The following is a 19,773-nucleotide window of genomic DNA, read 5'->3' as shown; positions in this document are numbered from 1 at the left end:
CGGCCCCGCAGAAACAGTCTGCAGGGCCGTAGCGAACGTAAGCTAAGAGGTGCTGTGACCTGCTCCTACAGCACCGGCAAATTCTTCCGCAGCTCGAAGGCCGTGACCTCGCTGCGGTACTCCTCCCACTCCTGGCGCTTGTTGCGCAGGAAGAAGTCGAAGACGTGCTCGCCCAGGGTCTCGGCGACCAGGTCGCTGCGCTCCATCAGCGTCAGGGCCTCGCCGAGGTTCTGCGGGAGGGGTTCGATGCCCATCGCGCGGCGCTCGGCGTCGGAGAGGGCCCAGACGTCGTCCTCGGCGCCCGGCGGGAGCTCGTAGCCCTCCTCGATGCCCTTGAGGCCTGCGGCGAGGAGCATCGCGTACGCCAGGTACGGGTTGGCGCCGGAGTCGATGGAGCGGACCTCGATGCGGGCGGAGCCGGTCTTGCCGGGCTTGTACATCGGGACCCGGACCAGGGCCGAGCGGTTGTTGTGGCCCCAGCAGATGTAGGAGGGGGCCTCGCCGCCGGCGCCCGCGGTGCGCTCCGAGCCGCCCCAGATGCGCTTGTACGAGTTGACCCACTGGTTGGTGACCGCGGCGATCTCGGCGGCGTGCTTGAGCAGGCCCGCGATGAAGGAGCGGCCGACCTTGGAGAGCTGGTACTCCGCGCCCGACTCGTAGAAGGCGTTGCGGTCGCCCTCGAAGAGCGAGAGGTGCGTGTGCATGCCCGAGCCCGGGTGCTCGGAGAACGGCTTGGGCATGAAGGTCGCCTGGACGCCCTGTTCCAGTGCCACCTGCTTCATGACCAGGCGGAACGTCATGATGTTGTCGGCCGTGGAGAGGGCGTCGGCGTAGCGGAGGTCGATCTCCTGCTGGCCGGGGGCGCCCTCGTGGTGGGAGAACTCGACCGAGATGCCCATCGACTCCAGCATGGTGATCGCCTGGCGGCGGAAGTCCATGCCGATGTTCTGGGGGGTGTGATCGAAGTAACCGGAGTTGTCGGCCGGGGTGGGCCGGGAGCCGTCGAGGGGCTTGTCCTTCAGCAGGAAGAACTCGATCTCCGGGTGGGTGTAGAAGGTGAAGCCCAGGTCGGAGGTGCGGGCCAGGGCCCGCTTGAGCACGTACCGCGGGTCGGCGAAGGACGGTGAGCCGTCCGGCATGAGGATGTCGCAGAACATCCGGGCGGTGCCGGGGGCCTCCGCACGCCACGGCAGGACCTGGAAGGTCGACGGGTCGGGCTTGGCGATCATGTCGGACTCGTAGACCCGGGCGAAGCCCTCGATCGCGGAGCCGTCGAAGCCGATGCCCTCGTCGAAGGCCTGCTCCAGTTCGGCCGGGGCCACGGCCACGGACTTGAGGAAGCCCAGCACGTCCGTGAACCACAGCCGGACGAACCGGATGTCACGCTCCTCCAACGTCCGGAGCACGAACTCCTGCTGCTTGTCCATCTTCCGCTTCCCCATCCTTGCTGGTCAGGCCGCCTGTCTCCCGCACCACGGAGGCGGTCGGGCACCTGAGCATCCCACCACAACACCATTTCGTGCGCGTTGCGCACCTTGATCGTCCAGCCGACCTCGGGGTGAACGCCTCACGTACGACAGGTGCACGCTCTGCCGCCCATCTTGCCTGCTCGGACCGACATCCGTAAGCGGGGAGTCCACCGGCCCGGCGGGGCCCGCTCTTCGGCCATTCCCGTGCCCTCTCTACGAGGGGGCACACGTCCACCATTACGATCAGCACACCTCGTCCGGCTCCCTTTCCCCAGAAGGACACACCTATGGGCTCCGCCAAGACCAGCAGCAGCTCCACCCGCAAGGCCCGGATAGAGGAGATGCGGCGCGCCGAGCAGAGCCGTGAGCGCCGCAACCGGGTGCTCGCCGTCGTCGCGAGCGTGGTGGTCGTCGCCGGTCTCGCGGTCGGCGGAGTGGTGCTGGTGAACACGCAGTCCGACGACGACGGCAAGGCGGCCGGCACCCAGGCCGCGGGGAAGTTCGTCGCCGGCGCGGACGGCGTGAAGACCTGGAAGGGCAAGCTGAGCCAGACCCATGTCACCAAGACCGTGAAGTACCCGGTGGAGCCTCCGGTGGGCGGTGACCACAACCAGGTCTGGATGAACTGCAACGGCGACGTCTACACCGAGGCGATCAACAATATGAACGCGGTGCACTCCCTGGAGCACGGCGCGGTCTGGGTGACGTACACGAGCAAGGCCTCGAAGGCGGACGTGGACGCGCTGGCGACGAAGGTGAAGCAGACGCCGTACACGCTGATGAGCCCGGACGAGAAGCAGGCCGATCCGATCATGCTGACCGCGTGGGGGCACCAGCGCACGGTGACGGGCGCGGACGACCCGAACGTCGCGAAGTTCCTTGAGAAGTTCGTGCAGGGCGAGCAGACGCCCGAGCCGGGCGCGGCGTGCACGGGTGGTCTGTCGAAGTGAGGTTCGCGGGAGTGGCGGTCGCCGTGGCCGGGGTGCTGGTCGCGGCGGGGGCCATCAGTTACGCCGTCGCCGAGGACGGCGGTTCGGCAGTGACGCCGTCCGCGGACTCCGCGGACGCGGGGTTCGCGCGGGACATGGCGGTCCACCACCAGCAGGCCGTCGAGATGTCGTACATCGTGCGCGACCGCACCGACGACGAGGAGGTGCGGCGGCTCGCGTACGACATCGCGCAGACGCAGGCCAACCAGCGCGGCATGCTGCTGGGCTGGCTCGATCTGTGGGGGCTGCCGAAGGTGTCCGCGGACTCGCCGATGACGTGGATGGGCATGGGTGACATGCCGGCCGGCAAGGACGGGGCGCTGATGCCGGGCATGGCGACCAACAGTGAGCTGAAGAGGCTGGACACGCTGAGCGGCGAGAAGGCCGAGATCTTCTTCCTCCAGTTGATGACGGACCATCACCAGGGCGGGATCCATATGGCCGAGGGCTGTGTGGAGCGGTGCACGGTCGGTGTGGAGAAGCGGCTCGCGCAGGGCATGGTCAATGCCCAGGAATCGGAGATCACCGTGATGAAGGGCCTGCTCAAGGAGCGTGGCGCGAAGCCGCGTTCCTGACATTCCCGGCCTTCGGGGCTCTTTGGCCTTCACAGCGCCGCAATCGCCAAATGGCCTCTTCATTAGGTTAATTGAGCTCTTCTTGGCATGCCCATTCCCCTGGCATGAACGGTTCATCGCGAGAGTGGCCACCGTCGAGTGATCCACTCGCGACGAACCGCACAGGGGGTTCCATGAGATCCAACCGCGCCAAGGTGCGCGCCGGAGTGAGCATGGCAGCGACACTGCCCATGCTCGCGGGTGCGCTGGCGCTCGGCATACCCGCGGCGCACGCCGCGGACAGCCCGGGCCGGGACACACTGGCAGGCACCAAACCCGCGTGGGCCACGACCAAGGCCGACAAGGGCGCCGCCTCCGACAGTTCCGCGATGTCCGCCCGGGTCTACCTGGCCGGCCGGGACGCGACCGGCCTCGCCGCGTACGCCAAGGCCGTCTCCGACCCGTCCTCGGCGTCGTACGGCAAGTACCTCAGTGCCCAGCAGGCCCAGGCCCGCTACGGCGCGACCAAGGCCCAGGTGGCCGCGGTGAGGTCCTGGCTGACGGCCGCCGGACTGAAGGTCACGGGCGTCTCCCAGCACTACGTCTCCGTCTCCGGCGACGTGTCCGCCGTCGAGCAGGCCTTCGGGACCCAGCTGCACAACTACACCAAGGGTTCCAAGACCTACCGCGCGCCCACCCGGACGGCCTCGGCGCCGGACAGCCTCAACGGGGCCGTCCTGACCGTCACCGGCCTGGACAACGCGCCGCACAAGGCGAGCCACAGCGACACGCTGCCCCCGCCGGACGCCGTGTTCAAGAACGCCGGACCGTTCTCCTCGTACCACGGCTCCAAGGTGGCGACCACGCTGCCGAAGGCGTACGGCGGGAAGATCCCGTACGCCGTCCAGGGCTACACCGGCAAGCAGCTGCGCGCCGCCTACGGCGCGGGCAAGTACACCGGCAAGGGCGTCCGGGTCGCCATCACCGACGCGTACGCCTCCCCGACCATCGCCTACGACGCGGCCACCTACGCGAAGAAGCACGGCGACGCGGCCTACACCACCAGTCGGCTGCGCCAGGTCCTGCCCGACACGTACACCCACGCCGAGGAGTGCGGGGCGGCCGGCTGGTACGGCGAGGAGACCCTCGACGTCGAGGCCGTGCACGCGGTCGCGCCCGACGCGAACATCACCTACGTCGGCGCCGCCTCCTGCTACGACGACGACCTGCTCGACTCGCTCAGCACGGTCGTCGACGGCCACCTCGCCGACATCGTCTCCAACTCGTGGGGCAGCGTCGAGGAGGCCCAGACGCCGGACCTCGCGGCCGCCTACGACCAGGTCTTCCAGTTCGGCGCGGTCGAGGGCATCGGCTTCTACTTCTCCTCCGGCGACAACGGCGACGAGGTCGCCAACACCGGCACGAAGCAGGTCGACACCCCGGCCAACTCGGCGTGGGTGACGGCGGTCGGCGGCACCTCCCTCGCCGTCGGCAAGGGCGACAAGTACCTGTGGGAGACCGGCTGGGGCACCGAGAAGGCCTCGCTGTCCGCGGACGGCAAGAGCTGGACGGACTTCCCCGGCGCGTTCACCTCGGGCGCGGGCGGCGGCACCAGCAAGACGGTCGCCGCGCCCTTCTACCAGAAGGCCGTCGTCCCCGGCGCGCTCGCCACGGCCAACAGCGCCACCGGCAACCGTGTGGTCCCGGACATCTCCGCGATCGCCGACCCGAACACCGGCTTCAAGGTCGGCCAGACGCAGACCTTCCCGGACGGGTCGCAGCGGTACAGCGAGTACCGCATCGGCGGCACCTCGCTGGCCTCGCCGGTCGTCGCGGCCGTCCAGGCCCTCGCCCAGCAGGCGCGCGGCGGCAAGGCGATCGGCTTCGCCAACCCGTCGATCTACGCGAGGTACGGCACGAAGGCGTACCACGACGTCACGGACCACCCCACGGGCTCCGGCCTGGCGGTCGCCCGCGTCGACTTCGCCAACAGCTACGACGCGTCGGGGGGCCTGCTCACCTCGGTGCGCACCCTGGGCACGGACAGCTCGCTCAAGGCCGTGAAGGGCTACGACGACGTCACCGGCGTGGGTACACCGGCGGCCGGCTACGTGGAGTCGTACCGACACCACTGACGACCGACCGACACCACGGACAGCGGTCGCCGGCGGCGACGGTCGTCACCGACGACCGTCGTCACCGACGGCGGCACTGCCCGACATGGCGCGCCCATCCCCGGACCGGGGGTGGGCGCGCTCGCGTGTGCGCCTGCCCAGCCGGCGCCGACGGGCCAGCGCGAAAAGGGTGTTGCTGACGGCGCCGGCGGCCAGGGCGCCGGCGATGAACAGCCAGTCACTCACCGCTTCCCCTCCCTCACTTCTCGTTACGACTAGTCGTAGTGCGGAAGCGGGCCGCGGGCCGGGATTCGCCCGGAACGCGCACAGCGCGGGACGGGCTCTGCTACGGAGGGCCACCACCCATCGCGTCGCTCTGACGATTACACTGGCCTCGTGTTCCGACTTCGCCTCGTGCCGGCAGGACCTTCCGCGTCCGTCCCCCGCGCCCGTCCACTCCTTGCGAGGAAGCACCGTTGAACTTCTGGTCGATCTATCAGCACGGCTTCGCACGGGTCGCCGCGTGCACGGGCCACACCGTCCTCGCGGACCCGCGGGCCAACGCCGAAGCGGTCCTGCGCCAGGCGCGCGCGTGCGCGCGGGACGGGGTCGCGGTCGCGGTCTTCCCCGAGCTGGGCCTGTGCGGCTACTCGATCGAGGACCTGCTGCTCCAGGACGCGCTGCTGGACGAGGTCGAGCAGGCGGTCGCGTCCGTGGTCGCCGGGTCGGCCGAACTGCTGCCGGTCGTGGTCGTCGGCGCCCCGCTGCGCCACCGCAACCGGATCTACAACTGCGCGGTGATCGTGCACCGCGGCCGGGTCCTCGGCGTCGTGCCCAAGTCGTATCCCCCGAACTACCGTGAGTTCTACGAGCGTCGCCAGCTCGCCGGGGGCGACGACGAACGCGGCGGGACGATCCGGGTCGGCGGCCGGGACGTGCCGTTCGGCGTGGACCTGCTCTTCGAGGCGGCGGACGTGCCCGGGCTCGTGCTGCACGCGGAGATCTGCGAGGACATGTGGGTCCCGGTGCCGCCGAGCGCCGAGGCCGCGCTGGCCGGCGCGACCGTCCTCGTCAATCTCTCGGGCAGCCCCATCACGGTCGGCCGGGCCGAGGACCGCAAGCTGATGTGCCGCTCGGCGTCCTCCCGCTGCCTCGCCGCGTACGTCTACGCGGCGGCCGGCCTCGGCGAGTCGACCACCGACCTGTCCTGGGACGGACAGACCCTGATCTACGAGAACGGGGCACTGCTGGCGGAGTCGGACCGCTTCCCGAGCGGCGAGCAGTACGCGGTGGCCGACGTGGACCTCGACCTGCTCCGCCAGGAGCGGATGCGGATGGGCACGTTCGACGACAACCGCCGTACGCACGCCGCCCGGACCGGCGACTTCCGGACGGTGTCCTTCACCCTCGACGCGCCGGCCACGGACCTGGGACTGCGCCGCCGCGTCGAACGCTTCCCCTTCGTGCCCGCCGACGCCGACCGCCTCGCCCAGGACTGCTACGAGGCGTACAACATCCAGGTCGCCGGGCTCCAGCAGCGGCTGGCCGCGATCGGCGGCCCGAAGGTCGTCATCGGCGTGTCCGGAGGCCTCGACTCCACGCACGCGCTGATCGTCGCCGCCCAGGCGATGGACCGCGCCGACCGCCCCCGCACCGACATCCTGGCCTTCACCCTCCCCGGCTTCGCCACCAGCGACCACACCAAGGACAACGCCCACAAGCTGATGCGCTCCCTCGGCGTCACCGCGGCCGAGCTGGACATCACGCCGACGGCGCGGCTGATGCTGAAGGAGATGGAGCACCCCTTCGCCTCAGGCGAGCCGGTGTACGACATCACCTTCGAGAACGTGCAGGCCGGACTGCGCACCGACTACCTGTTCCGGCTCGCCAACCAGCGCGGCGGCATCGTGCTCGGCACCGGTGACCTGTCGGAGCTGGCGCTCGGCTGGTCCACGTACGGCGTGGGCGACCAGATGAGCCACTACAACGTCAACTCGGGCGTACCGAAGACGCTGATGCAGCATCTGATCCGCTGGGTCATCGGAAACGGCCGGTTCGACGAGGAGACCGGGAAGACGCTCGCCGCGATCCTCGACACCGAGATCAGCCCGGAACTCGTACCGGGTGAGGAGATGCAGTCCACCGAATCCAGGATCGGCCCCTACGCGCTGCACGACTTCACCCTCTTCCACGTGCTGCGCTACGGCTTCCGCCCGTCCAAGATCGCCTTCCTCGCCTGGCACGCCTGGCACGACCCGGAGTCCGGCGCCTGGCCGCCCAACTTCCCGGACACCAAGCGGCTGGCGTACGACCTGCCGGAGATCCGGCAGTGGCTGGAGGTGTTCTGCCGACGCTTCTTCGCATTCGCGCAGTTCAAGCGCTCGGCCATGCCGAACGGCCCGAAGGTCTCGGCCGGCGGTTCCCTCTCCCCACGCGGCGACTGGCGCGCACCGTCCGACGGCACGGCGGATGCCTGGCTGCGGGATCTGGCCCGCTTCGACAAGTAGTCGGGGGCGGGGGGAGGGTCGGGGGCTGGGTTCGGGGGTCGGCTTCGAGGCCGGAGGCTGGGTTCGGGGGTCGGCTTCGGGGGCGGGGTTCGGGGTTCGGGGGGCGAAACCGGCACGGCGAGCACGCACGTCAGGCCCACGCCCCACGCCCGCGACGGACGGCTCTCGACCTACCGGGCCGACAGGCCGAGGGGGCCACTACTCGGCCCATCGGGTCAGCCGACCGACGGTCCCTCCTTGCCCCACCGAGTCAGCCAGCCGAGGGGCATCCCTCCCTCACCGAGCCGGTAAAGCAACGGCTGCCCTTCGGCCCACCGAGCCGTCAGGATGACGGCCACCTCTCGGCTCACCGAGTCGGGTGGTGGGTGGGCATAGGTCGGGGGTCCAGGGGGCGGAGCCCCCTGGTACGGGGGGTGATAGGCAGCGCCTTCTAGGAACGTACGGCCTGCGAGGTCTCCGGCACGTGGGTCGCGACCAGGCGTCCCCGAGGGGCGACCCGCCGCCGGTCCACGGCAGCCGCCGCACCCGCGACACCGAGGCCCAGGACGGCAAGTCCCGCTCCGGCCAGCGCGGGGGACGTCACTCCGAAGCCCGCCGCGAGCGCGACGCCGCCGATCCAGGCGCCCCCGGCGTTGGCGAGGTTGAACGCCGCCTGGTTCGCGGAGGACGCGAGAGAGGGCGCCGCGGAGGCCTTCTCCATGACCATCAGCTGCAACGGCGAGCCGGTGATGAACGCCGCCGTGCCGAGCAGCACGACCGCCAGCCCGGCGCTCCACTGCGCGCTCATGAACAGCGGGAACAGTGCCAGGACGGCGACCAGGGAGATCAGTCCGCCGAACAGCGTCCCGCGCAGGGAGTGGTCGGCGAGCCGGCCGCCCAGCAGGTTGCCCGCGGTGGCGCCCACGCCGAACAGCGCCAGCAGCAGCGTCACGCTGGAGTCGGCGAAGCCCGCCGCGTCGGTGAGCATCGGCGTGATGTAGCTGTACGCGGAGAAGAGCGCGCCGAAGCCCGCGACGGTCGTACCGAGGGCCAGCCAGACGGGCACGGAGCGCAGCGCGGCGAGTTCGCCGCGGACTCCGACGCGCGGGGCGTGGGCGTCGTCGTGGGGGATCAGCAGCGCGAGGGCCGCGATGGCGGCGAGGCCGATCGCGCCGACGCCGAGGAAGGTCGCCCGCCAGCCGAGGTGCTGGCCCATGAGGGTGGCGACGGGGACGCCCGCGACGTTGGCGACGGTGAGGCCGAGGAACATCAGGGAGACCGAGCGGGCCTTGCGTTCCGGCGCCACCATCGTGGTGGCGACCACGGCGCCGACGCCGAAGAAGGCGCCGTGCGGGAGGCCGCTGAGGAAGCGGGCGGCGAGGAGCCAGTGGTAGTCGGGGGCGAACGCGGAAAGCACGTTGCCGGCCACGAACAGGACCATCAGCCCGATCAGGAGCTTGCGGCGGGACATGCGCGCGGTGATCGCGGCGAGCAGCGGGGCGCCGATGACCACACCCAGGGCGTACGCGGAGACCAGGTGTCCGGCCTCGGGTATCGAGATGTTCAGGTCGTCCGCGACGTCGGGCAGCAGGCCCATCATCACGAACTCGGTCGTACCGATGCCGAAGGCGCCCACGGCGAGGGCGAGCAGGGCCAGGGGCATGAAAAAAACCATTGCCTTTCAGGGGAGAGCGGAGTTCCGTACCAGCGTAAGTTCAACTACGGAACAAAGACTCCCTCGCCCGCTATTCCAGCAGGTGACGTCAGGGTGACGTGTCGACGTTCACACGTGCGGCCACCGGAAGATGGTCGCTCGCGGTCTTCGGCAGGGTCCAGGAGCTCTCCGGCTCGATGCCCTTGACCATGATCTGGTCGATCCGGGCCATCGGGAACGAGGACGGCCAGCTGAACCCGAAGCCGCTGCCCACCGCGCCCTGCGTGGAGCGCATCTGCGCGGTGACGGCGTTGAGCGAGCGGTCGTTCATGGTGCCGTTCAGGTCGCCGAGCAGCACGACCCTGGTCAGCTTCTCGTCGGCGATGGCCTCACCGAGTGCGTCGGCGCTCTTGTCGCGCTGCCGGGCCGTGAACCCGGCCTCCAGCTTCACCCGGACCGACGGCAGGTGGGCGACGTAGACCGCGACCTGCCCGGCGGGCGTGGTCACCGTGGCGCGCATGGCGCGCGTCCAGCCCAGCTTGATGTCGACGGGCCGGACGGAGCTGATCGGGTCCTTGCTCCACAGCCCGACGGTGCCCTGCACGGAGTGGTACTTGTACGTCGGCCCGAGCGCCTTCTCGTACGTCGGGACCGCCCCGGTCGTCAGCTCCTCCAGGGCGACCACGTCCGCGCCGGAGGCGGCGACGTCGCGGGCGGTGCCGGCGGGGTCGGGGTTGTCGGCGTTGACGTTGTGCGTGGCCACGGTGAGGTCGCCGCCGCCGGCGGCCTTGTCACTGAGCAGCCCGCCGAAGAGGTTCAGCCACACGATCGAGGGGAGCAGCACCGCGATCAGGGCGCTCGCGGACTTCCGTACGAGTGCGAGGATCACCAGCACCGGCACGGCCAGCCCCAGCCAGGGCAGGAAGGTCTCGATGAGGCTGCCGAGGTTGCCGACAGCGTTGGGGATCCGGGAGTGCACCAGCATGACCAGGGCGACCAGTACCGCGAGCGCGGCGAGTACGAGGCCGCGGCGCCAGATGCGCCGGTCGCCGTGCCAGCCGGCGAGGACGCGGTGCAACAGGCGCCGGAATCGGTCCCTCCGGCGCTCGGGTCCCGAGCCTCCGTTGTCCGTCTCCGTCATGTATGCCTGCTGCGCCATACCGTCGCCTCACTGCCCGCCGTGCACACCGTTCGCCCCTCGTGTCCTACGACCCTAGGGGATGATCGGCCCTCTTCCCGCCGTCCCATGACGGCCGTACGGGCACCAGGACGCACAAGCCGAGGCCACGAGTTCCGGGCGCCGACGGGGAAAGCGCCCTCTGTGACGAAACGCGCACACGGGGGCTACCCGGACGGTGAACTGACGGGCGGTGAACTGACGGATGCGGCAGGTCGTCCGGCAGGTCGCAGCCCTTCGAGGACCGTGTCGACGATCTGTTCCGACAGGCCGGCCGGGAGGTCGGCGTCCGGGCGCATCACGGTCCGGAACAGCATGGGGCCGACGAACATGTCGTTCATCAGCTCGACGTCGACGTCCTCGCGGAGTTCGCCGTCGCGCTGCCCGCGGCGCAGGATCTCGATCTGCCGCCGGCGGCGCGGCTCGATGACACTGGCGTGGTACGCGGTCCACACCTTGGGGCTGCTCTTCATCTGGGCGAAGACGCTGTGCAGGAGCGCGGACGAGCGGGTCATCAGCCCACGCTGGCGCAGTTGTTCGAGGAGGGTCACGAGATCGTCGCGCATCGACGTGCCGGGCAGTTCCGGGTCCGGCGGCTCGGCCGTGCGCACGACGTCGACGAAGAGTTCCTCCTTGCCGCTCCAGCGGCGGTAGATGGTGGCCTTGCCGACGCCCGCGGTCCGGGCGATGCGCTCGATGGACAGTTCGGCCAGCGGTACGCCGTCCTCCAGGAGCTTCATCACCCCCTCGACGATGGCGCGTTCCACGGACTCGCTGCGGGGACGGCCCTTGGCGGGGCCGACCGGGCGAGATCCGTCCTCGGCAAGGCTCACGCTGCTCCGTTCCTGTGCGTTGTCCTGAGGAGGCCGTAGACGTCCTGGAGAGGGCGTTGTGCCGGCGAGGTCATTGCCTCGGGGAGGTCGCCGTCCTGAGGAGGTCGTCGTCCCGGGGAGATTCTCCCTGCTCCGCCCGCTCCCCCTCACACGCCCACTCCCCCGCTCCCCCTACTCCGCCGCCACCAACTCCGACTCCTCCTCGCCCTGCTGAGGGGTCTGCACCCTCCCCGGCAGGAACAGCGCCACGATCACCGCGCCGACCACCGCGACGCCCGTTCCCCACAGCGCGGTGACGTGCATGGCGTGCAGGAACGCGTCGTTGGCCACGTCGACCAGCGGGTCGCCCTTGGGGCCGAGCTTCGCGGCGACGCCCAGGGTCGCCTCGATGGACTCCCCCGCGGTGTGCCGCAGGCCGGCGGGCAGCGCGTCGAGCTTGTCCTCGACGCCGCCGCGGTAGGCCGTGGAGAGCACCGAGCCCAGTACGGCGATGCCCAGCGCGCCGCCGACCTGGCGGAAGGTGTTGCTGAGCGCGGAGGCGGAGCCGGCCTTCTCGCGGGGCAGGGCCTGCATGATGACGACGCTGACCGGGGTCATGATGTGGGCCATGCCGGTGCCCATGAGGAAGAAGATCACTTCGAGCAGCCAGATCGGGGTGTCCGCCTCCAACGTGGCGAAGGCGGCCAGCATCGCGGCGATGACCAGCATGCCTGCCGTGGTGGTCACCTTGTAGCCGAAGCGGTCGACGACCAGCCGGGCGCGCGGCGCGAAGATCATCTGGGCGGCGGCCAGCGGCAGCATCAGCAGACCGGTCTGCAGGGGCGAGTAGCCGCGCACGCTCTGGGTGTAGAAGACCGAGAAGAAGGTCACGCCCATCAGCGCGAAGAAGACCAGCGCGATGGCGGCGATGGCGGACGAGAAGACCTTGTTCTTGAAGTACGTGACGTCGATGGACGGATGGCTGCTGCGCTTCTCGAAGACGACGAAGGCGACGAGGACCAGCAGACCGGCGCCGATGGTCGCCATGACCTTCGGGTCGGTGAAGTCGGCGAGCTCGCCGCCCTTGATGATGCCGTAGACCAGCAGGACGAGGCCGACGACGGACAGGACGACGCCGATCGGGTCGATCCGGCCCGGCTTGGGGTCGCGGGAGTCGGGCACCAGCCAGAGCATCAGCGCGACGGCGACGACGACGATCGGCACGTTGATGAGGAAGACCGAGCCCCACCAGAAGTGGTCGAGCAGGACCCCGCCGGTGATCGGCCCGATGGCGATGGCCAGTCCGACGCCACCGGCCCAGATGCCGATCGCCTTGGGCTGCTCCTCACGCTCGAAGACGTTCATCAGGACGGCGAGGGTGGCCGGCATCACGAACGCGGCGCCGAGGCCCATCACCGCACGGAAGCCGATCAGCTCACCCGGCGTGCCGGAGGAGGCGGCGAGGGCGGAGCCGATGCCGAACACGACGAGCCCGCCGAGCAGGACCTTCTTGCGGCCCAGCCGGTCGCCGAGCAGACCGGCGCTGAACAGCAGGCCCGCGAAGACCAGGGTGTAGGAGTTGATCGCCCACTCCAGCTCGCCCTGGGTGGCACCCAGGCCGGTCGGGGAGGGTGTCGAGATCGTCTTGATGGCGACGTTCAGGATCGAGTTGTCGAGCACCACGATCAGCAGGCTCAGCATCAGCACGCCAAGGATGGCCCAGCGACGCCGGTGCACCGCGGGAGGAACGGTCGTGGCAGGAATGGTCATGCCGTCGAGGCTAGCGACTTACGATACGAGACCGTGCCGTATCGGAATTTCCTTACCGAGGTCTTACGTACCGCGGCGGGCCCCCGGGCGGGCTGCCTGATCGATCACAGGTGGCACCTCTGGCCCTCCCCGGGACGAGGTGCCACCATGGAGGTGATCCGGGGACGCCGTCAGGGCGCCTCGAGATGACGAAGGAGCCGGTGCAATGACGCAGCTTTCGGCTGCCCAGACCGCGAAGACGGGATCCTCCGACGGCAGCAGGGCGCTGTACGGGGGCAAGGGCACACGCCGTATCACTGTTCGCGACCTCGCCACCGCCAAGGAGCGGGGTGAGAAGTGGCCCATGCTCACCGCGTACGACGCGATGACCGCGTCCGTCTTCGACGAGGCCGGCATCCCGGTCATGCTCGTCGGCGACTCGGCGGGCAACTGTCACCTCGGGTACGAGAGCACCGTGCCCGTCACCCTCGACGAGATGACCATGCTGTCGGCCGCTGTCGTACGGGGCACCTCGCGCGCCCTGATCGTCGGCGACCTGCCCTTCGGCTCCTACCAGGAGGGCCCGGTGCAGGCGCTGCGCTCGGCGACCCGGCTGGTGAAGGAGGCCGGGGTCGGGGCCGTGAAGCTGGAGGGCGGCGAGCGCTCGCACCGGCAGATCGAGCTGCTGGTCGAGTCCGGGATCCCGGTCATGGCCCACATCGGCCTCACCCCGCAGTCCGTCAACTCCATGGGCTACCGCGTCCAGGGGCGCGGCGAGGAGGCGGCCCAGCAGCTGCTGCGCGACGCGAAGGCCGTGCAGGACGCGGGCGCGTTCGCGGTGGTCCTGGAGCTGGTGCCGGCCGAGCTGGCCGCCGAGGTGACGCGCGTGCTGCACATTCCGACCGTCGGGATCGGGGCGGGTCCGGAGACCGACGCGCAGGTCCTGGTCTGGACGGACATGCTGGGTCTGACCGGCGGCCGGGTACCGAAGTTCGTGAAGCAGTACGCCGACCTGCGTGCGGTCATGAGCGGCGCGGCGAAGGCGTTCGCGGAGGACGTGGTGGGCGGAACGTTCCCGCAGGACGAGCACAGCGTTCACTGAGGGTCTCCTGAGCTACTGCGGCACCACAGCAGCCCGCCGATCATCCCCCGTCGGCGGGCTGCCCCCGTCCCCGGGGCGGGGCCCAGCGCGGCCCACGCCCGCTGTCGGTGCCCTGTAGGCCCCTATCGGTGACATGTCGGTGATCTGTCGGTGGGCTCTGACAACGTCATCGGCATGACGCGAATCGACAACAACCCCGGCGGCGCGAGCCACGCCGTCTCCGTACGGGGGCTGGTCAAGCACTACGGCGAGACCAAGGCACTGGACGGGGTCGACCTGGATGTGCGGGAGGGCACCGTGATGGGTGTGCTCGGGCCGAACGGCGCCGGGAAGACCACCCTCGTACGGATCCTGTCCACCCTGATACAGCCCGACGCCGGCCAGGCGACCGTCGCCGGCTACGACGTCGTACGACAGCCCCGCCAGCTGCGCCGGGTGATCGGCCTGACCGGCCAGTACGCCTCCGTGGACGAGAAGCTCCCCGGCTGGGAGAACCTCTACATGATCGGCCGGCTCCTCGACCTGTCCCGCAAGGACTCCCGGGCCCGGGCCGACGAACTGCTGGAGCGGTTCTCGCTCACCGACGCGGCCAAGCGCCCGGCGGCGACGTACTCGGGCGGCATGCGGCGCCGTCTCGACCTGGCCGCCTCACTGATCGGTCACCCCTCCGTGCTCTACCTCGACGAGCCGACGACCGGCCTGGACCCGCGCACCCGCAACGAGGTGTGGGTCGAGGTCAAGCGGATGGTCGCCGAGGACGGCGTCACCGTCCTGCTCACCACCCAGTACATGGAGGAGGCCGAGCAGCTCGCCTCCGAGCTGACGGTCGTCGACCGCGGCAAGGTCATCGCGAACGGCGCCATCGAGGAGCTCAAGGCGAAGGTCGGCGGCCGTACCCTGCGGATCCGCCCGCTCGACCCGCTGCAGCTGCGCCCGCTCGCCTCCTACCTCGACGACCTGGGCATCACCGGGCTCGCGACCACCACCCTGGACACCGAGCGCGGTGCCCTCCTGGTCCCGATCCTCAGTGACGAGCAGCTGACCGCCGTGGTCGGCGCGGTCACCGCGCGCGGGGTCACCCTCTCCTCGATCACCACCGAACTCCCCAGCCTGGACGAGGTGTTCCTGTCCCTCACGGGCCACCGCGCCAGTGCCCCGCAGGACACCACGCCCGCCGACGACCGCCAGGAGGTCGCCGTATGAGCGCCGCCACCGCCACCGCCCCCGCCGCCCTCACCACGGACGCCCGGATCCCGCTGCGCAGTCACCTGCGCCACACCGGCGCGCTGATCCGGCGCAACCTGCTGTGGATCCGCCAGGACCCGGAGTCGATGTTCGACGCCATCCTGTTCCCGGTCATCTTCACCCTGCTGTTCGTGTACGTCTTCGGCGGCTCCATCGGGCAGTCGCTCGGCGGCGGGCAGGAGGCGTACGTGCAGTACGTCGTGCCCGGACTGATGGCCATGATGGGCATGAACATGGCCCAGGGCGTCGGCACCGGCTTCAACCAGGACTTCAACACCGGTGTCATGGACCGCTTCCGGTCCCTGCCGATCGGGCGCGGCTCCGTGCTGTTCGCCAAGATCTCGGTGGAACTGCTGCGGATGCTGTTCGCCACCGTGGTCCTGATGATCGTCGGTGTCCTGGTGGGCTTCGACATCACCAACTGGCCCGGTCTGATCGCCTCCATCGGGCTGTCCGCGGTGTTCGGCTCGGCGCTGATGTGGGTGTTCCTCACCCTCGGTGTGGTGATGAAGAACGCGCAGTCGGTGCAGGCGATGGGCTTCCTGGTGCTGATGCCGCTGCAGTTCGGGTCGTCGATCTTCGCCCCGACCCAGTCGATGCCGGGCTGGCTGCAGAACTTCACCGACTACAACCCGCTGTCCGCGCTCGCGGACGCCGCGCGCGGTCTGATGGTGGGCGGTCCGGCCGCGCACGACGTGTGGCTGACGCTGGCCTGGTCGGCGGCGATCACGGCGGTCATGGCGCCGGTCGCCATCCACAAGTTCCGCACCAAGGCCTGAAACGAGGGGAGTTCGTCAGATCAGGGCGGTGGCCTCCGCGGAGGAGAGGTCACCGCCCTCCGCGTACGCCGCCGCGTAGGCCTCGTCGCCGAGAGCGGCACGGACCGCCTCCTCGGCCCGGCGCCAGGTCTCGCGCTCCAGGGACGACCTGATGTGACCGGGCGGCAGCAGGTTCTCGGCGGCACCCATGCACCGGGCGGCGTCCCGGGCGCCGCCCCGGCCGGCGAGGGCGACCGCGGCGACGACCAGATACGAGGAGCGCATGTGCGGGGCCAGGGCCAGGGACAGCGGATCCCCGGCACGCTCCATCGCCCGCCGGACCTTGACCAGGGCCTCCTCGTACTGTTCGTCCACGGCTTCCAGCCAGGCCTCCGCCCCCAGGATGAACGAGTCGAAGACGAAGAAGTTGGAGATCCCGAACTCCTCGCGCAGCAGCCTGAGTTGCTCGCGCGCCTCGACGGAGCGGCCGGTGATGCCGAGCAGGCCCGCGAGGTAGATCCGGGCGGCGGGCATCGCCTCGTTGGCCGCCCCCTCCTGACCGGCGATCACCTCGCGCAGCAGGTGTTCGCCGTGGTCCGTCTCGCCCCCCTCGATCAGCGCGCTGCCGAGCCGGGCGGTGAGCACGGCCATCTGGGCGCGGGCGCCGAGCCGTTCCGCCTGCTCGATCGCCGCCTCGTAGTCGGCGGCGGCGGCCCCGTAGTCGCCCTGGCGTTCATGGGCCTCACCGCGGGCGGAGAGCGCCTCGGCGGTGCCCCACCGGTCGCCGATGCGCCGGTAGATCTCCAGCGACTCGTCGGCGTCACGGGCCGCGTCGCCCGCCCAGTCGCTGCGGTTGGCGAGCAGGTTGGCGCGCAGGTGCAGACCGGCGGCGAGGTCCCACTCGTAGTCCGGGACGCCGCGGCAGGTGCGGACGGTGGCGTCGATGACCTCGCGCAGCCGGGACATGTCGGCGGAGAGCATGATCGCGAAGAACCAGAGGTTGCCGGGATTGCGGCAGGTCTGCGGCATGCCGGGTTCGTAGGTCCGGGCGATGACCCGCAGCTTCTGCTGTGCCTCCGGGGTCTGCCAGGCCTCCAACTCCGTGTCCATGCTGGCGAGATGGATGAGGTGGACACCGCGCCGGGCCTCTTCGAGCACCTCGCCGGTCCACGGGAACGGCACCTGGGTGCAGCGCTCCCACAGCGCGACGGCGGGGCGGGAGGTCTCCGTGAACGGGTCGGGGCCAAGGGCCTGGGCCGCATGCGACCAGTGGCGGGAGACCAGACGCAGATCGCGCATCTGCCAGTACCAGGCCATGGACAGCACCAGGCACAGCACCTCCTGCTCCTCGCCGGCCGTGACGGCGTGCTGGAGGGCGAGGCGGATGTTCTCGCCCTCCAGTTCCAGCCGCTCGATCGCGGCGAGCTGGCCGGCACCGCGCAACTCCGGGTCGGTGGCGCGGGCGAGTTCGCGGTAGTACGTCAGATGCGAGCGCTCGGCCTCCTGGCGGTCGCCCTTCTCGTCGAGCCGTTCGCCCGCGTACTCGCCGACGGTCTCCAGGAGCCGGTAGCGCATCAGGCCGCCGTCGCCCGAAGGGGCGGCCACCACCAGGGACTTGTCGACGAGCGAGCCGAGCGTGTCGAAGGCGGCGGGGCCGCACACGGCCTCGGCGGCGGCGAGGTCGCAGCCGCCGGTGAAGACGGACAGCCGCCGCAGCACGTCCCGTTCGTCCTCGTCGAGCAGTTCCCACGACCAGTCGACGACCGCCCTGAGGGTCTGCTGACGGGGCAGCACGGTGCGGCTGCCGGAGGTGAGCAACCGGAAGCGGTCATCGAGCCGTTCGGCGATCTGACGTGGGGTCAGCATGCGCAGCCGGGCGGCGGCGAGCTCGATGGCGAGGGGCAGTCCGTCGAGGCGGCGGCAGATCTCGGCGCAGGACTCGGGGTCGTCCTCGATCCGGAAGCCGGAGAGGGCCGCGGCCCCGCGCTCGGCGAACAGCCGGAGTGCGACCGGCTCCGGCAACGGCTCCACGGGCCGCAGCAACTCCCCCGGTACGCCCAGCGGTTCACGGCTGGTGGCCAGCACCGTCAGTCCGGGGCAGCGTTCCAGCAGCTCCTCCACCAGGCGGGCGGCGGCCTCCACGACGTGCTCGCAGTTGTCCAGGATCAGCACCATCCGGCGTCTGCCGCAGTGTTCGGCGAGCCGCTCGACCGGTTCGTCGTGCCGCTCACCGCCGGCCCGCAGCGCCTCGGCGCCGGCACCGTAGAGCACGGTCTCGCGCGCGCCCACGGCGGTCAGCACGGCCTCCGGTACGGCGTCCGGGGCGTCCACGGGCGCCAGTTCGGCCAGCCACACCCCGTCCGGCGCGGCCTCCCGCACGCCCTCCGCTGCCTCCTGCGACAACCGGGTCTTCCCGGCCCCGCCGGGCCCGAGCAACGTGACCAGCCGAGCCGTGTCGAGGTCCCTCCTAATCGCCTCGATGTCGGCTTCCCGGCCGACGAAGGAGGTGAGCCGGGCACGGAGGTTGCCGCGGGGCGGGGATCCGGGGGTCGCGCGGGGCCCGCCGGAGGCGGCCGACGCGGGGCCGGAGGGGCCGGTCGGCTGTCTGCCGGAGCCCGGGGCGCCCCCGTGCGAGGCCGTACCGGGGCCGGGGTCACGCCCGTTCGGGGCAGCACCGGGCCGGCCACCGGCCGGGAACGCACCCCGGACCGTGCCGGGGCCCTGCCGGACCGCGCCCCCGGACTCGGTTCCGTCCCCGCCCCGGCTTCTCCCTCCAGCCCCTCCCCCGCTCCCGCTTCCCCTCCCGTCGCCGTGGCCATCAGCGTCGCCGTCGCCGTCGCCTCGCCGGAGCAACTCGCCGTGCAGCGCCCTGAGTTCCGGCCCCGGGTCCAGGCCGAGCCGGTCCGCCAGCAGGTGGCGTACGGCGTCGTAGGCCTCCAGTGCCTCCGCCGTGCGGCCCGCGTCGCGCAGGGCACGCAGGCGCAGCGCCTGGAGGGGTTCGTCGAGCGGGTGGGTGTCGCACAGCGCGGTCAGTTCGGGCAGCGACTCCTCGGCCCGGCCGAGGGCGAGGGCGGCGGTGTGGCGGGCCCGTAGGACGTCCAGGCGCCGGGTCTGCAGACGGGCCGCCTCGGCGGCACGGTCGGGCAGGTCGGCGAGGGCGGGGCCGTGCCACAGGGCGAGGGCGTCGTCGAGGACGACGGCCGCCTTGCCGGCGTTCCCGTCGGCCAGCGCGCGCAGGCCCTCGCCGGTCAGCCGCTCGAAGCGGTGCAGGTCGATGTCGTCGGGTGCGGCGGTGAGCCGGTAGCCGCCGTCCACCGAGGCGACCGCGTCCGCGCCGAGGGCCCGGCGCAGCCGTCCGACCAGCGCCTGCAGGGCGCCCGTCGCGTCGGCGGGCGGGTCACCGGCACCCCAGACCTCGTCGACCAGGAGCCTTCCGGGCACGACCCGGCCGGCCCGCAGCGCCAGCACGGTCAGCAGCGCACGCAGCCGCGCCCCGCCTACGGGGACGGCCGTGCCGTCGGGGCGGAGTGCCTGGGTGGTGCCGAGGATGCGGTAGCGCACGAGGTCCATTGTCTCCGGTGCTGTAGGGGCCGGTCACGGGGTTCCGGCGGTGTGGTGCGTCTTGGACCGGCCCGGGCCGGTGCCCGGTGTCTCCGGCTGCCGT

Annotated in this window: 14 protein-coding genes; 7 read left to right on the top strand and 7 right to left on the bottom strand. The window is 71.0% G+C overall.

The genetic code is table 11. The features are described 5' to 3' along the window. Positions 1–65: 65 nt before the first annotated feature. Complete coding sequence (locus ACZ5VD_RS05250) at positions 66–1,427, bottom strand: glutamine synthetase family protein (protein ID WP_053755742.1); 1,362 nt, start codon at positions 1,425–1,427, stop codon at positions 66–68. 329 nt (positions 1,428–1,756) lie between these two features. On the opposite strand from ACZ5VD_RS05250, the gene ACZ5VD_RS05245 reads away from it, so the two are divergent. The 3 genes from ACZ5VD_RS05245 (at position 1,757) to ACZ5VD_RS05235 (ending at position 5,147) form a co-directional block, all read left to right on the top strand. Then, positions 1,757–2,419 (top strand): DUF3105 domain-containing protein, encoded by a 663-nt coding sequence (locus ACZ5VD_RS05245; protein ID WP_468680846.1) that lies wholly within the window; start codon positions 1,757–1,759, stop codon positions 2,417–2,419. Continuing rightward, the gene (locus tag ACZ5VD_RS05240; RefSeq protein ID WP_468680843.1) at positions 2,416–3,033 is read left to right on the top strand and encodes a DUF305 domain-containing protein; all 618 of its coding nucleotides are present in this window, start codon (positions 2,416–2,418) and stop codon (positions 3,031–3,033) included. The genes ACZ5VD_RS05245 and ACZ5VD_RS05240 overlap by 4 nt, the downstream gene beginning before the upstream one ends. Positions 3,034–3,206: 173 nt before the next feature. Beyond that, a complete protein-coding gene (locus ACZ5VD_RS05235) occupies positions 3,207–5,147 on the top strand; it encodes a S53 family peptidase (RefSeq protein WP_468549266.1) in 1,941 nt (646 codons plus the stop codon). Positions 5,148–5,192: 45 nt separating this feature from the next. Here ACZ5VD_RS05235 and ACZ5VD_RS05230 read toward each other — a convergent pair whose 3' ends face one another. Beyond that, a complete protein-coding gene (locus ACZ5VD_RS05230) occupies positions 5,193–5,372 on the bottom strand; it encodes a hypothetical protein (protein ID WP_468680841.1) in 180 nt (59 codons plus the stop codon). Positions 5,373–5,602: 230 nt separating this feature from the next. Here ACZ5VD_RS05230 and ACZ5VD_RS05225 point away from each other — a divergent pair, with 230 nt between their 5' ends. Next, positions 5,603–7,633 (top strand): NAD(+) synthase, encoded by a 2,031-nt coding sequence (locus ACZ5VD_RS05225; RefSeq protein ID WP_468680838.1) that lies wholly within the window; start codon positions 5,603–5,605, stop codon positions 7,631–7,633. A gap of 430 nt (positions 7,634–8,063) precedes the next feature. Here the strand turns inward: ACZ5VD_RS05225 and ACZ5VD_RS05220 are convergent, their stop codons facing one another. From ACZ5VD_RS05220 to ACZ5VD_RS05205, 4 genes are all read right to left on the bottom strand, one after another. Next, positions 8,064–9,275, bottom strand: coding sequence for an MFS transporter (locus ACZ5VD_RS05220; RefSeq protein ID WP_468549263.1), 1,212 nt, complete (start codon positions 9,273–9,275; stop codon positions 8,064–8,066). Between the two features lie 100 nt (positions 9,276–9,375). After that, positions 9,376–10,425, bottom strand: a complete 1,050-nt coding sequence (locus ACZ5VD_RS05215; protein WP_468680835.1) for an endonuclease/exonuclease/phosphatase family protein — start codon at positions 10,423–10,425, stop codon at positions 9,376–9,378. A gap of 185 nt (positions 10,426–10,610) precedes the next feature. Next, on the bottom strand, positions 10,611–11,276 hold the full coding sequence (locus ACZ5VD_RS05210; protein WP_468549261.1) for a TetR/AcrR family transcriptional regulator: 666 nt from the start codon (positions 11,274–11,276) through the stop codon (positions 10,611–10,613). A gap of 171 nt (positions 11,277–11,447) precedes the next feature. Further along, the gene (locus ACZ5VD_RS05205) at positions 11,448–13,025 is read right to left on the bottom strand and encodes an MFS transporter (RefSeq protein ID WP_468549260.1); all 1,578 of its coding nucleotides are present in this window, start codon (positions 13,023–13,025) and stop codon (positions 11,448–11,450) included. Positions 13,026–13,230: 205 nt separating this feature from the next. Here ACZ5VD_RS05205 and panB point away from each other — a divergent pair, with 205 nt between their 5' ends. The 3 genes from panB to ACZ5VD_RS05190 all read left to right on the top strand — a co-directional run bounded on the left by panB (position 13,231) and on the right by ACZ5VD_RS05190 (position 16,130). Next, entirely contained in the window at positions 13,231–14,106 is an 876-nt protein-coding gene (panB, locus tag ACZ5VD_RS05200; RefSeq protein WP_468549259.1) for a 3-methyl-2-oxobutanoate hydroxymethyltransferase, read from the top strand. A 174-nt stretch (positions 14,107–14,280) separates the two neighbouring features. Beyond that, the gene (locus tag ACZ5VD_RS05195) at positions 14,281–15,309 is read left to right on the top strand and encodes an ATP-binding cassette domain-containing protein (protein ID WP_468549258.1); all 1,029 of its coding nucleotides are present in this window, start codon (positions 14,281–14,283) and stop codon (positions 15,307–15,309) included. Beyond that, on the top strand, positions 15,306–16,130 hold the full coding sequence (locus ACZ5VD_RS05190; RefSeq protein WP_468549257.1) for an ABC transporter permease: 825 nt from the start codon (positions 15,306–15,308) through the stop codon (positions 16,128–16,130). Before ACZ5VD_RS05195 ends, ACZ5VD_RS05190 begins: the two co-directional genes overlap by 4 nt. 15 nt (positions 16,131–16,145) lie before the next feature. On the opposite strand, the gene ACZ5VD_RS05185 is transcribed toward ACZ5VD_RS05190, so the two are convergent. Beyond that, positions 16,146–19,679 carry an AfsR/SARP family transcriptional regulator gene (locus ACZ5VD_RS05185; protein WP_468680833.1) on the bottom strand — a complete coding sequence of 1,178 codons (3,534 nt, stop codon included), beginning with the start codon at positions 19,677–19,679 and terminating at the stop codon, positions 16,146–16,148. Between the last annotated feature and the right edge of the window lie 94 nt (positions 19,680–19,773).

Source organism: Streptomyces sp. NPDC032822 (assembly GCF_055578825.1).
This window is presented reverse-complemented; position numbering and strand designations above follow the sequence as displayed.